This is a genomic window from Proteus terrae (genome assembly GCF_003144325.1).
In the GTDB taxonomy this organism is placed as follows: domain Bacteria; phylum Pseudomonadota; class Gammaproteobacteria; order Enterobacterales; family Enterobacteriaceae; genus Proteus; species Proteus terrae.
This window is the reverse complement of the sequence record NZ_PENS01000016.1, coordinates 59,901-72,625: the sequence shown is the minus strand read 5'-3', so window position 1 is coordinate 72,625 and position 12,725 is coordinate 59,901. Positions and strand designations below refer to the sequence as shown.

Annotated in this window: 14 protein-coding genes and 1 tRNA gene; 7 read left to right on the top strand and 8 right to left on the bottom strand. The window is 37.9% G+C overall.

The annotated features are described in order from the left end of the window. Window positions 1-11: 11 nt before the first annotated feature. Genes DK857_RS15890 through hemW form a run of 3 tightly spaced genes read left to right on the top strand, consistent with a single transcriptional unit; the run spans window position 12 to window position 2,297 of the window. On the top strand, window positions 12-569 hold the full coding sequence (locus DK857_RS15890) for a YggT family protein (RefSeq protein ID WP_109395297.1): 558 nt from the start codon (window positions 12-14) through the stop codon (window positions 567-569). Between the two features lie 11 nt (window positions 570-580). Next, a complete protein-coding gene (locus DK857_RS15885) occupies window positions 581-1,174 on the top strand; it encodes an XTP/dITP diphosphatase (protein ID WP_109395298.1) in 594 nt (197 codons plus the stop codon). Next, on the top strand, window positions 1,167-2,297 hold the full coding sequence (gene hemW, locus DK857_RS15880) for a radical SAM family heme chaperone HemW (RefSeq protein ID WP_109402694.1): 1,131 nt from the start codon (window positions 1,167-1,169) through the stop codon (window positions 2,295-2,297). Before DK857_RS15885 ends, hemW begins: the two co-directional genes overlap by 8 nt. A 115-nt stretch (window positions 2,298-2,412) precedes the next feature. Here hemW and DK857_RS15875 read toward each other — a convergent pair whose 3' ends face one another. The 5 genes from DK857_RS15875 to trmB form a co-directional block, all read right to left on the bottom strand. After that, window positions 2,413-3,363, bottom strand: coding sequence for a siderophore ABC transporter substrate-binding protein (locus tag DK857_RS15875; protein ID WP_109395300.1), 951 nt, complete (start codon window positions 3,361-3,363; stop codon window positions 2,413-2,415). A 165-nt stretch (window positions 3,364-3,528) separates the two neighbouring features. Beyond that, on the bottom strand, window positions 3,529-4,266 hold the full coding sequence (locus DK857_RS15870; protein WP_109395301.1) for a DUF2884 family protein: 738 nt from the start codon (window positions 4,264-4,266) through the stop codon (window positions 3,529-3,531). A gap of 22 nt (window positions 4,267-4,288) precedes the next feature. Next, entirely contained in the window at window positions 4,289-5,215 is a 927-nt protein-coding gene (glsB, locus tag DK857_RS15865; RefSeq protein ID WP_109395302.1) for a glutaminase B, read from the bottom strand. Window positions 5,216-5,289: 74 nt separating this feature from the next. Then, entirely contained in the window at window positions 5,290-5,616 is a 327-nt protein-coding gene (locus tag DK857_RS15860) for a YggL family protein (RefSeq protein WP_023581025.1), read from the bottom strand. Then, window positions 5,616-6,335, bottom strand: coding sequence for a tRNA (guanosine(46)-N7)-methyltransferase TrmB (trmB, locus tag DK857_RS15855; protein WP_088493525.1), 720 nt, complete (start codon window positions 6,333-6,335; stop codon window positions 5,616-5,618). Before trmB ends, DK857_RS15860 begins: the two co-directional genes overlap by 1 nt. 216 nt (window positions 6,336-6,551) lie before the next feature. Between trmB and mutY the strand changes: the two genes are divergently transcribed. The 4 genes from mutY to DK857_RS15835 all read left to right on the top strand — a co-directional run bounded on the left by mutY (window position 6,552) and on the right by DK857_RS15835 (window position 9,355). Further along, on the top strand, window positions 6,552-7,592 hold the full coding sequence (gene mutY / locus DK857_RS15850) for an A/G-specific adenine glycosylase (protein ID WP_109402693.1): 1,041 nt from the start codon (window positions 6,552-6,554) through the stop codon (window positions 7,590-7,592). A gap of 29 nt (window positions 7,593-7,621) precedes the next feature. After that, a complete protein-coding gene (locus DK857_RS15845; RefSeq protein WP_098943971.1) occupies window positions 7,622-7,894 on the top strand; it encodes an oxidative damage protection protein in 273 nt (90 codons plus the stop codon). A gap of 63 nt (window positions 7,895-7,957) precedes the next feature. Then, window positions 7,958-9,028 carry a membrane-bound lytic murein transglycosylase MltC gene (gene mltC / locus DK857_RS15840; RefSeq protein ID WP_109402717.1) on the top strand — a complete coding sequence of 357 codons (1,071 nt, stop codon included), beginning with the start codon at window positions 7,958-7,960 and terminating at the stop codon, window positions 9,026-9,028. 251 nt (window positions 9,029-9,279) lie between these two features. Then, window positions 9,280-9,355: transfer RNA gene (locus DK857_RS15835), tRNA-Phe, on the top strand. Window positions 9,356-9,551: 196 nt separating this feature from the next. On the opposite strand, the gene DK857_RS15830 is transcribed toward DK857_RS15835, so the two are convergent. The 3 genes from DK857_RS15830 to DK857_RS15820 all read right to left on the bottom strand — a co-directional run bounded on the left by DK857_RS15830 (window position 9,552) and on the right by DK857_RS15820 (window position 12,693). Continuing rightward, on the bottom strand, window positions 9,552-10,514 hold the full coding sequence (locus DK857_RS15830) for a tyrosine-type recombinase/integrase (protein WP_109402716.1): 963 nt from the start codon (window positions 10,512-10,514) through the stop codon (window positions 9,552-9,554). A gap of 131 nt (window positions 10,515-10,645) precedes the next feature. Continuing rightward, window positions 10,646-11,107, bottom strand: a complete 462-nt coding sequence (locus tag DK857_RS15825; protein ID WP_109402692.1) for a hypothetical protein — start codon at window positions 11,105-11,107, stop codon at window positions 10,646-10,648. Between the two features lie 377 nt (window positions 11,108-11,484). Continuing rightward, window positions 11,485-12,693: a TraI domain-containing protein gene (locus tag DK857_RS15820; protein WP_109402691.1), complete on the bottom strand. Its 1,209-nt coding sequence runs from the start codon at window positions 12,691-12,693 to the stop codon at window positions 11,485-11,487. Window positions 12,694-12,725: the final 32 nt, after the last annotated feature.

Here is a 12,725-nt window from a genome sequence, read left to right as displayed (position 1 = left end):
AGGGCCAACTAATGAATTTTTTAAATTTCGTCATTCTGACTCTTCTTCAACTCTACACATCCGTACTACTATTACGTGTTTGGATGCAATGTGTCAGAGCTGATTTTTATAATCCTTTTTCACAATTTATCGTCAAAATCACACAGCCAATTGTTCGCCCATTAAGAAGTGTTATTCCTTCTATTGGTCCTATTGATACAGCCTCAGTTTTATTAGCCTATATATTAATTCTACTTGGTATTATCATTCCATCTTACTTATCAGGAACATCAATTCCTTTCTCTTTAATGTTCCCATTTGCTTTTATTGAACTGCTTACAGCAGCAGGTAAGATGATTTTCTGGTTGATCATTATCCGCGCAATTCTTAGCTGGGTAAGCCAAGGTCGTAATCCAATTGATCATCTTTTATTTCAATTAACAGAACCTTTAATGGCACCAATTCGTCGTGTTATTCCGGCGATGGGTGGTTTAGATTTCTCAGCAATGATTGTTATTCTTGTGCTTTACGCCCTGAATTATCTGCGTGTAGACGTTTTACAATGGTTACTTAGCGCAACACTTTACTAAGGATAACACTCATGCAAAAAGTAGTACTCGCAACAGGAAATCCAGGAAAAGTCAAAGAGCTAGCCTCTTTGCTTTCCGATTTTGGTTTAAATATTGTTGCTCAAACAGAGCTTGGTGTTGATTCTGTTGAAGAAACGGGCCTAACCTTTGTTGAAAATGCGCTGATTAAAGCGCGTCATGCAGCAAAAGTAACTGGTCTACCCGCAATTGCCGATGACTCAGGTATTTCGGTTGATGCTTTAGGTGGCGCTCCAGGAATTTACTCAGCACGCTATGCGGGTGTTGATGCGAGTGATCAGCATAATCTGGATAAATTGCTTGATGCAATGAAAGATGTTCCTGCTGAAAAACGCCAAGCACAATTTAACTGTGTATTAGTTTATATGCGCCATGAGAACGATCCAACTCCATTAATTTTTCACGGTATTTGGCACGGTGTATTAAGCACAGAAATGCATGGTGAAGGTGGATTTGGCTACGATCCTATTTTCTTTGTTCCTGAATTAAATTGTACTGCGGCACAATTAACTAAAGAGCAAAAAAATCAGTATTCGCATCGTGGTAAAGCACTTAAATTAATGTTGGATGCCCTTAAGAATGCTTAAGTTGCCTCCATTAAGTTTGTATATTCATATTCCTTGGTGTGTACAAAAATGCCCTTATTGTGATTTCAACTCACACACACTAAAAGGCGAAGTTCCACATCAGGAATATGTGCAACATTTACTCAATGACTTAGATGCCGATCTTATTCACGTGGGTTCCCGTGAAATCCAAACCATATTTATTGGTGGCGGTACACCTAGCTTATTAAGCGCTGAGTCAATGGCTGATTTACTCTATGGCGTTAAAGAGCGCATTGCTGTTAGTCCTAATGCAGAAATTACTATGGAAGCTAACCCGGGAACCGTGGAAGCTGAACGCTTTGCTGGATTCCAACGCGCAGGTGTAAATCGTATTTCTATTGGCGTGCAAAGTTTTGGCAACGATAAGCTTATTCGCTTAGGGCGCATTCATGATGCTGATGAAGCTAAAAATGCCGCTCGTTTAGCCAAAGAATTAGGCCTACGTAGCTTTAATTTAGATTTAATGCATGGATTACCAGACCAATCATTATCTCAAGCACTTTCGGATTTACAGCAAGCAATAGAGTTATCCCCACCACACTTGTCTTGGTATCAATTAACCATTGAACCCAATACACAATTTGGCTCTCGTCCACCGAAATTACCTGATGACGATATGCTGTGGGATATTTTCTCAGAAGGTGACAAATTACTAACAGCAGCAGGTTATCAACAATACGAAACATCAGCATATTGTAAGCCGGGCTTTCAATGTGAGCATAACTTAAATTATTGGCGTTTCGGGGATTATTTAGGCATCGGTTGTGGTGCTCATGGAAAAATAAGCTTTGAAGATGGTCGTATAATGCGAACCGTAAAAACCAAGCATCCTAAAGGTTTTATGGAAGGTCGTTATCTCCACCAGCAAAATTTTGTTGATAATGATGACCGTCCATTTGAATTTTTTATGAACCGTTTTCGTCTATTAGAAGCATTCCCAAGACAAGATTTCAGTGATTACACTGGGCTTTCTGAAGAAGTTATTCGCCATCAAATAGATGAAGCTTTGACTTTAGGTTATATCAGTGAATCAGACACTCACTGGCAAATTACACCTCATGGCAAGCTGTTCCTCAATTCATTGCTTGAGTTATTTCTTTAATATTGCTGATTTCAAATAGCTAGCTTAAAAAAATGCCCATACTGATTATTCACAGTTGGGCATTTTTCTTTATTGAAAACCTTAAAACACCATAAAAATCTTAAGGTTAAATTAATTAAAGTGCATTTTCTACCGCTTCAATTTGTTTAGTTAAGCTGTCTAAACCACCGCCAGAAAGATACCAAAGATCAGCTTGTAGATAAACAATACCGCCATTTTTATAAGCTGAAGTTGATTTTATAGCATCATCTTCAAACGCTGTTTTTTCTAATTTACCCGCACCAATGGCCTCACTGCGATCAATAATAAAAATAACATCTGGGTTAGCTTGAACAATCATTTCTGATGTAACTACACGACGCTTGCCTTTCTCTTCTTCAGCAACAGGCGGTAATTCAGCTCTTTTTGCTTTAACAACATCATAAACAACACTTTGATTATTAGGCATTAAATTGCCAGCGTTATGTAATAATACTAAAACTTTTTTGTCAGATCCTGCTGCTTTTTTCTGGGCTTGCTCAATAACAGTATTTAATTTAGCAATTTGCTCTTGAGTCACTTGCTGTTTATCAAATAATTCACCTAATAATTTGATATTTGACTCAACTGAATTGAGATAATTTGCACTGTTAGCACCTAAATTAACGGTTGGTGCAATTTTCGCTAAAGCATCATATGAGGCACCTTGGCGACCTGTAATAATAATTAAATCAGGTTTAATTTCGGCTAATTTTTCTAAGTCAGGCGCTTTCATGCCACCAACATTAGCAACGTTAGTTGCAATACTTCCTTTAATATAGGCTGGCGCATTACCTAACGGTAACCCAACCACTTTATCGGCTAAACCTAACTGAACTAAAGAATCATAGAGACCAAAATCAAATAGAACCACTTTTGAAGGGTTCTTAGTGACCGACGTTTCACCCAACTGGTGTTTAATCACCATCTTGTCATTATGCTGGCTAATAACTTGGTTAGGTTGGTATTCGATTGGCGTTTTGCTTAACGCAGAGAAACTGGTTACAGAAAGGATAGATGCGATAACTAAAGGAAGGATCTTCTTCATTAATTTTGCCCTGTTTAAGTGAAATACTCAAACAGGGCATTCTAAACAGCTCATCTCATAAGTCAATTGAATAAGAATGATTTTCATTATTGTTTTCAATTGTTGTGAGCTAGTAATATATACTCTAAATAATTCAAGATATCGCTTGAAGCATGACGAGTATTATTATTTTTTTAGAGAATTAACAAGCTCTACCCGTTGACTCTCCATCTGGGTTATTTTGCTGCAAGCTTGCTGACCAAATTGAGTAAATGCAGCTTCTTGCTGTTTCCACTCCTGATCTATAATTTTTTGAAAACCATCTAAGTTTCCTAATAATCCGCCTAAGGCTTTTTTACTGTCACCACCCGCAGCTGCTAATAACTGTTTTTTCCCCAACTCATTAATGCTGTCTTGCAACATACCACCTAAACTACTTTCTACGATTTCACGGCCTTTAACTTCAACTTCTTTAATGGCTTGAGAATGGAATGTAATGTTATTCGGCTCTATGCTGACCACTCTATCCATTTGCTGATTAAGATCTTTCTCTAATCTACTTAATCTATTAAGGATATTGCTATCTTTACCAAAAGCTTCAATCACCACTTTATCAAGCACTTTACGAGAATCTTGCAGTTTTACCCCTGTTTCAGTTCTTAGCCAAGGTACGTCTCGTCTTACGGTGGCTTGATATTTTTTTGCTAGTTCTTGTTGCTGTGGTGTCAATGAGGCACTTTTTTCATTTTGAAATAATGTACCGTCAGGATAAATCACCATTAAACCATGTGAACCCGCGACTTCAACAAATTCAGAGGTTATGCGTAAATCATCTTTTGGCATTACAGCGCAATCAAAACTTGGTGATGCATTTGCTGTACCTGCAACAAAAAACAGTGTGGCAGCAATATTTCTTAAATTCATAACAACTCTCCTGAAAACACACCTAAAAAATTGAACGTCCTACTTTGTTTGCTAATAATTCAAGTGCTGCACAACCTGCTAATGAGTTACCTGATTTATCCAGCTCTGGTGACCAGACTGCAACCGTAAAAGCATCGGGAACAACAGCAATAATGCCACCACCTACGCCTGATTTTCCGGGAATACCGATACGAAACGCAAATTCACCGGCACCATCATACATTCCACAAGTTAACATTAACGCATTTATTTGGCGGGTTTGTCTTGGCGTAATAATCTGATTTTTATTACCCACACATGTACCTTGATTAGCCAAATAACTAAAACATCGCACTAACTCGGTGCAACTCATCTCTATTGAACAATAGTGAAAATAGGTTTCCAGTACCGTAATAACATCGTTCTCAAAATTACCAAAAGATTTCATCAGGTAAGCGATAGAGGCATTTCGACTAAGATGCTCCATCTCTGATTTTGCGACCACTGAGTTATAACAAATATCAGGAGTATCAGTGAGAAAACGGATCACTTCTAACATTCTTTGCTTAGGCGCACTTAAGCGAGACTGCAACATATCAGCGATAACAATGGCACCTGCATTAATAAAGGGATTACGTGGTATTCCTTTTTCCATTTCTAACTGTATCAAGGAATTAAAAGGCAGCCCTGATGGCTCTTTTCCTACACGTTGCCAAATTTCATTTTCTTCATAACGCGTTAAAGCAAGCGTTAAGCTGAGTACTTTAGAAATAGATTGGATTGAAAAACGCTTATCTGCCATGCCTGATTGATAGAGTTCACCATCAATCGTATAAACAGCCATAGCAAGCTGTTCTGGAGGTACTTGAGCCAATGCAGGAATATAATCCGCGACTTTTCCTTGCCCTATTAATGGGCGAATTTGTTGCAAAATATCTGAAAGTAATGCGTTAGATAACGTTGTAGTCACAGTCCCTTCCCCAGACAGACAAGGGCATCCTTTTGGATGCCCTTGTTATTATTTGCTAAATGTATAACTTTCTATCAATCCCACCAAACATCAAATAGTTCAGAGGTTTGTACATCTTGCATTTTGCTTTCTTTTAGGAAGTTTTCGACTAATTGGCGATGCTCTTCTGTACATTTACCAATTTGTTGTAAGCAGATTAAGCCTTCCCAACTCAGGTAACCACTTGCATCAAATGCCAGCCCGTTTGGCTCAATAACTTTGAGGATCAGTTCATCAACAAAGCGATCTACTTCCTCAATTGGGGTATTTTCTGGGAAAGTCCATTTAACTGAGAAACCTAATTCCTGAAATTCATCGATACGCATTTTTTTGCGTAAGCGGCGACTACGTTGTTTAGCCATTATTTTACCCTCTTAAACATAAGATCCCAGACACCATGCCCTAAACGATGACCACGCTTTTCAAACTTAGTCACAGGGCGTGTTTCTGGTCGTGGTACATAATCCTGAGTTTCTGACAAATTCTGATAACCTTCAACACTTGTCATTACTTCAAGCATATGTTCTGCATATGGTTCCCAATCTGTCGCCATATGAAAAACACCGTCTAACGTTAATTTTTTTAAAATTAATTCTGCAAAAGGCACTTGAACAATACGGCGTTTATTATGACGCGCTTTGTGCCATGGATCAGGAAAGAATAACTGAACCATTTTTAAGCTATTATCTGGGATCATATGATTGAGCACTTCAATCGCATCGTGACACATGACTCTCAGATTACTTAATTGTTCTTCTTCAGCGCTTGCAAGACAAGCACCAACACCCGGCGCATGTACTTCAATACCGAAATAATTATTTTCTGGTGTATTTTTTGCCATAGTCACGAGCGATGCGCCCATGCCGAAGCCTATTTCTAAAATTACAGGCGCTTCGCGTCCAAAAACCTGACTGAAGTCGATGGGTTCCGGTTGATATTCAATGCCAAAGGCGGGCCACTGTGTTTCTAATGCTTGCTCTTGACGAGGCGTTAAACGGCCTTGTCTACGAACAAAACTACGAACGCGTCGTAAAGCACGTCCTTCTTCATTGAATTCCGGAGAAATTACATTCTTGATCATGTCTAATACTGTCAGTCGTTAGGCCAATTATTTACTTAAAATCGTTATAATGTCGCAATAGTGCAACTTAACCGACATTATCCAAAGATCACTAAGTTTAGCAAGAGTCACACATAGAAGCATCACTCTATAAGATAAATATTAAGAGTGTTTACAGTTTATTCTCTCTGTGGTGCAATCTTACCTTAATCAGAACATGAGTTAATAAAATAAAACATGATGGAAGCTCTGCAATTTTCGCAAGTCGTACTCAATTGGTATCACAAATATGGGCGTAAAACACTCCCTTGGCAGCAAGAAAAAACGCCTTATCACGTATGGTTATCAGAGGTAATGCTGCAACAAACTCAAGTTGCAACGGTTATTCCTTATTTTGAGCGTTTTATTGCACGTTTTCCTGATGTCAACGCATTAGCTAAAGCCCCTCTAGATGAAGTACTTCATCTCTGGACGGGCCTTGGTTATTACGCAAGAGCTAGAAACTTACATAAAGCGGCACAACACATTGTAGATAAACATCAAGGGCAGTTTCCTGATACCTTTGAGGACGTTTGTGCCTTACCTGGTGTTGGACGTTCAACTGCTGGTGCTATTTTATCGTTATCACTGAAAAAGCCTTATCCAATTCTTGATGGTAATGTGAAACGTGTTTTAGCACGCTGTTATGCCGTTGAAGGATGGCCGGGTAAAAAAGAAGTTGAAAATAAATTGTGGGAGATCAGCGAAAACGTCACCCCAACCGAAGGTGTCGAGTATTTTAATCAGGCAATGATGGATTTAGGTGCCATGGTTTGCACAAGAAGTAAGCCTAAATGTGAGTTATGCCCATTAAATACTGGCTGTATCGCTTATGCTCAAGATAATTGGGCGGATTATCCTGGGAAAAAACCGAAAAAAGTCATCCCAGAAAAAACAACTTATTTTCTTATTTTACAATATGATAATCTTGTTTGGTTGGATAAAAGACCACCAGCAGGAATATGGGGTGGGTTATTTGCCTTTCCTCAATTTGAAACAAAAGCGCTTTTAGAACAGTGGTTAATTGAACATGGACTTGATAATAATGAATCAGAGCAACTGATTTCATTTAGACATACTTTTAGCCACTTTCATTTAGATATTGTGCCAATTTGCGTAAAACTCTCAGCGTTTACCTCTATGATGGAGGAGCAAAAAGGACTTTGGTATAACTTACAGACACCTGCGACCGTAGGGTTAGCAGCACCTGTAGAGAATTTACTTAGACAATTAGCCTAAGCTAATACCTGCGATATTGAGGATTTATTATGAGCAGAACTATTTTTTGTACTTTCCTTAACAAAGAAGCTGATGGGCTTGATTTTCAGTTGTACCCAGGAGAAATTGGAAAGCGCATTTTCAATGAAATATCAAAAGAAGCATGGGCTCAATGGATGACAAAACAGACCATGCTTATCAATGAGAAAAAACTTAACACCATGAATCCTGATGATCGCAAACTATTAGAACAAGAAATGGTGAGATTTTTATTTGAAGGCCATGATGTTCATATTGACGGCTACACACCACCTGAAAAATAATATTCACTTTTCCAGAGCCTTTAAGGCTCTGGTATTTTATTCACCATAGCGATGCAATTGACCATGAAAAAAATCCTTCTCTTGCTGATTATCGCCCCTCTACTCATTTCATGTAGTAGTCAACCACCAAAAACATTTGAACCCGATTACGCAAAGGATACCAATGCGTTCGATATTCTTATGGGGCAATTTGCCAATAATATCGAAATGATTTGGGGTATGAAGGAAGTATTAATCGCAGGCCCTAAAGACTACGTAAAATATACCAATGCTTATAAAACACGTAGCCATATTAATTTTGAAGCTGGTACGATCACGATAGAAACTTTAGGTGATGATACACCTCAATTTCAATTGCATAAGGCGATAGTCACAACGTTATTGATGGGCGAAGATCCAGGCTCTATCGATCTCTACTCTGACGTTAATAATATTCCTCACAGTACAGAACCCTTTTTATTAGGACAAGTACTCGATAACACAGGGCAACCTATACGTTGGGAATGGCGCGCCAATAAATTTGCAGATTATCTGATTGCCAATAAATTACAAAAACGTCAATCCGGTATGAACACAATTTGGTATGTCACCCTTAATCTTGTTCCTAATCATCTTGATCAACGTGCTCATAAATATTTACCACTAGTACAACAGGCAGCCGCTAAATATGGTGTTGAGCCATCACTAATTTTGGCAATTATGCAGATTGAATCCAGTTTCAACCCATATGCGGTGAGCAGTTCTGATGCACTCGGTTTAATGCAGATTATGCCAGCAACAGCAGGTCGAGATGTCTTCCGAATGCAAGGAAAATCAGGACAACCAAGTCGTAGTTACTTATTTGATCCTGCTAATAATATCGATGCAGGTGCGGCTTATATTTCGATACTGCAAAACAGCTACCTTGGAGATATCAAAGATCCTGTTTCACGTCGCTACGCCGTTATACAGGCTTACAATGGCGGTGCTGGTAGCGTATTACGGATATTCCATAGTGATAAGAAACAAGCAGCCGCTATGATTAACAAATTAGCGCCAACACAGGTGTATACCACATTACGTAATAAGCACCCTGCCGATCAATCTCGTCGTTATCTTGAGAAGGTCAGTACAGCTCAACGTAACTATCGTTAGTTGATAATTAGTCTAAAAAATAAAGCTTCCTCAATAAGTTTGGGGAAGCTTTTTTGTTACTGAGGCTCAATAAAAGGCTTATCGTCATGTGTTTTTTTAAGGATCACAAAACACTTTCAGCTTTATTTTTATTCATTTTCCGTGGCAAATAGCGTTTTATTAATCAATAAGTTTAAAAAAACAGCAATCAAACAGTTTTGTGATAAATAACGTTGACGAGCAAGGCGATATCGGGTTTAATACGCCCCGTTGCCCGAATAGCTCAGTCGGTAGAGCAGGGGATTGAAAATCCCCGTGTCCTTGGTTCGATTCCGAGTTCGGGCACCATATTTCATTTGTTCGTCAGTGAGTTAAATCACTGAGAGGGCAAAAAAGAGTTAGAAAATATAATTTGGCACTGTCACTTTATGTTGGAACTCTTAAACTAAACAGTCTTGCTCAAACCAAGGCTGTTTTTTTATTTGTAACTTTTACTTTCTTTCCTAATCACTGTCAAATCTTGATACTCCTCCTGTTATTTTCATCACATCAATTCTGCTTCAAGTATGTCTCGCAAATTATCAACACTTTCATCAATGTATTCTAATGTTGATGTAATGCTGGCATGTCCTAATAGCCTTTTCACAACATAAAGATTACGTTCTGGTGATTGCATCATATGCGTTGCGACGGTATGTCGAAAACGGTGAGGTGATACAATAAAATTACATTCCGCTGATAAGCGCTTGAAAAATGAACGTAACGGGTATTCTCCCATCGTCTTGGGATGTTTCTTTCTTTTCATTAAATCAAACCATCCAACATTGAATACTTGATCTGTCAGTTCTACACCTACCTTTTGTGCTTCTTTCACTAAATTTTCTAGTGATGGGTATAATGCAGAAACAATTGGTACCCGATGTTCACGATGATTTTTGGCCCCCTCCTCACATAGATGGATCCACTTCTCTTCAAGATTAATATCCCCCAACCTAATATGCAGAAGTTGCCCTTGGCGAATGGCGGTGTAACGAAACACATTCATTGCCGTCATCCAAAACCACGCTGGATATAATGCATTTTTTCGTCCATCACACACGTAACCATAACTTTGCTTTTCTTCAAGTTCTAGATAGTGCGCCATTCGACGATACATATCATCCATCTGTGATTTAGTCAGAACCTTTTTCTTTTTGGCTCCCGCACGAACTACCGTACCATTAAAAGGATTCTTTTTATGGGGTAATAATCCTTGTTCTATTCCAAAATTAAACAATGCTCTCATATGAGTCACTTTATTATTCCATGTTCTACTTGAGCGTTTATTGTCACCTAAAACAAGATCTCGCCATTGCAGAACAGTTAATTGATCAATCTGAGCAGGATTTAACGAGGTAAATTCTTCAAATGTACGAAGAACCTTACGATAACTTCTCATTGTCGTAGGACGTAATAATTTATAATAAAAATACTGCTCAATAAGAAACTCAAAAGTGATGTCATCCATAACATGCTCATTTACAACAATCAGTAAAACACGACAATGGGTGCTGTTATCGCTGATACAAAACGAACAAACCATCAAATAACAACCATAAGACTTTAAATGATGACTTTTTTGTTGCTCCTGTTTAAAAGTCATACCATTACCTTATCAAGAGGTTCCACTCCATTAAGAGTACGTAACCATCTAGGTGCTCGCATTTCAGCAACAAAGTAATTAATTAAATCATTCAATAACCAAATAAGACTTTTTCCTTTCTCATTTGAGAAACCTAACTCTGCAAGAAATTGAGTCAGCGTAATGCAATGCTGGCAAAGCTCAGTACATTCAAAATCAAAACGAGGAAGGCTTGGCGGTGTTTTATTGGTAATAAAACATTTCACCAAATGAGGAGGAATAGGCTCATCTAATGTAGATTGTAAGAGTGTTAAACAGACATTAAGACGGCAACATAACGCCATTTTAATGGAGAGTTCTTCACTATTAATTAATGCATCTACAAATTTGTCACAATAATCAACGAGTGTTGTGAAATCAGTGGTTAAATCAAAATGAGTAATAAGTAATGGATGAATGGGGTTAGGGATCGTTGCCATATTTAGGCATCCTCAGTGAGTGGTATTAATTTCCACCACTGGAGAGGCTAATCTCATAGGTGGTGGAACTGAACAAGGTTAGCCTTACCGACCTCACTGACGTCGGCGCGTCTTTCGACGCCCTCATCCAGCCCCCCATTGAGATGTAGCAGAATGCAAACACAAAATGTGAGTACATTGTGTGTTGTCAGTGAAGTATTTTTCAGGAGGCTAATCCCGACACCTGATTTTGCAGGTGCGAGTGAAAGATACCGTGATTAATCAATGGGAGCAAGACTGTTTTAGTGGAATTACTATTATTATTTTCTATCGCTGATGGATATTTCGCCAAACAATTTAATAAGCAAATGTCACATAACGAATTCATTGTAAAATCTTTATACAACAACCAGTAATGAATTTTCAGCAGGCTTATTATTGCTTGTGAATATTTTATTTGCTGGAATTAAATAACCACTTAATTTTTTAAATTGCCCTTCTAATAATTCATTTTGAAAGAGCTGACAAGTAAACATATTGCCTCGATCATGACGATGATATTTCAGTCTCTCAAATGCTTTTTGAAGCTTACCTTTATCTTGTTTAGGTAATTTCATTTCAGCTAAAAACACATAGAAAATATTGGGTGTAACGATAAAAACATATCCTGCAATAATATGAATTTGTGCATTAGGTTGATTTATAGAGAGATGACCATTTACACAACCCTCAATGAGCCACTGCCAAAAGGCATCACCCATATCGATGATTTGATTATCAGTAGGGAGTAATTGCATTTCTGGTATAACGGTTAGTTCTCTTTTTTCTAGAGATATACTTTCTGATAATACATCACTTTCAGGCAATGATATCTCACTTTGAAATGGTGCAAGCGTTAAAGTAATCGCTTTAGAAACAACTTCGTCTACGATACCTGTTTGTTCTCTAAATCCTGTTAAATACATTGATAGCGCCTCAAGGGCTTTAGGATATCGGCTTAGCCAATTTATTGCATCGGGTGGAATTATTTTCCAAGCAAGCATCGCACCAAAACATCTCATTTGATTTTGTGATATTTCAGAGATAAATCGAAATCGATAAGGCTCCGTTAATGCCTCCTGCAATGGAAACCATCGTTTTCCACTTTTGAATTCAACCTCAAAATGACATAAATATTCCACACAAGAAAACAACGAGGCATAAACAATAACTGCATGCCATACAGTACCTTGCTCAGCTTGCTCTTCTGGTGAGACACCAATAGGAAGCATGTAATTTTTAGACAAATTAGAGGCACATGTTACAACTTCAAGCATGTAATCAGTCATTCCACCTAAATAGTTATAAGCTCCCTTTTCACTTAATGGGAACTGTTGCATTAAGAAAACACATTGCTCTAATGGTGTTTTATAGAGTTGAGTATAAGCTTCTTGAGATAAAAAAGATGAATTCCAAAGTGACTTTAATAATTGTTGACGATGAGATGATAAGAGAAGATCATTTAACGATCTTGGTAAAATAGTGTTTGATGAAATTTCTGAATTTATTCCTTTTTTAATTCTTTTGAATAAACCTATTCGCTGAAAACATAATTTCAGATTTAACATATAAAACTCCATTTATGATAATAAGCTTTAAT

Bases quoted from the DNA above. Each gene is read 5' to 3' on its own strand.
- DK857_RS15870 (WP_109395301.1), bottom strand. From the start codon at position 4,266: ATGAATTTAAGAAATATTGCTGCCACACTGTTTTTTGTTGCAGGTACA.
- DK857_RS15860 (WP_023581025.1), bottom strand. From the start codon at position 5,616: ATGGCTAAACAACGTAGTCGCCGCTTACGCAAAAAAATGCGTATCGAT.
- DK857_RS15830 (WP_109402716.1), bottom strand. From the start codon at position 10,514: ATGGATGACATCACTTTTGAGTTTCTTATTGAGCAGTATTTTTATTAT.
- DK857_RS15890 (WP_109395297.1), top strand. From the start codon at position 12: ATGAATTTTTTAAATTTCGTCATTCTGACTCTTCTTCAACTCTACACA.
- DK857_RS15820 (WP_109402691.1), bottom strand. From the start codon at position 12,693: ATGTTAAATCTGAAATTATGTTTTCAGCGAATAGGTTTATTCAAAAGA.
- hemW (WP_109402694.1), top strand. From the start codon at position 1,167: ATGCTTAAGTTGCCTCCATTAAGTTTGTATATTCATATTCCTTGGTGT.
- DK857_RS15825 (WP_109402692.1), bottom strand. From the start codon at position 11,107: ATGGCAACGATCCCTAACCCCATTCATCCATTACTTATTACTCATTTT.
- mltC (WP_109402717.1), top strand. From the start codon at position 7,958: ATGAAAAAAATCCTTCTCTTGCTGATTATCGCCCCTCTACTCATTTCA.
- DK857_RS15875 (WP_109395300.1), bottom strand. From the start codon at position 3,363: ATGAAGAAGATCCTTCCTTTAGTTATCGCATCTATCCTTTCTGTAACC.
- mutY (WP_109402693.1), top strand. From the start codon at position 6,552: ATGATGGAAGCTCTGCAATTTTCGCAAGTCGTACTCAATTGGTATCAC.
- trmB (WP_088493525.1), bottom strand. From the start codon at position 6,335: ATGATCAAGAATGTAATTTCTCCGGAATTCAATGAAGAAGGACGTGCT.
- DK857_RS15845 (WP_098943971.1), top strand. From the start codon at position 7,622: ATGAGCAGAACTATTTTTTGTACTTTCCTTAACAAAGAAGCTGATGGG.
- DK857_RS15885 (WP_109395298.1), top strand. From the start codon at position 581: ATGCAAAAAGTAGTACTCGCAACAGGAAATCCAGGAAAAGTCAAAGAG.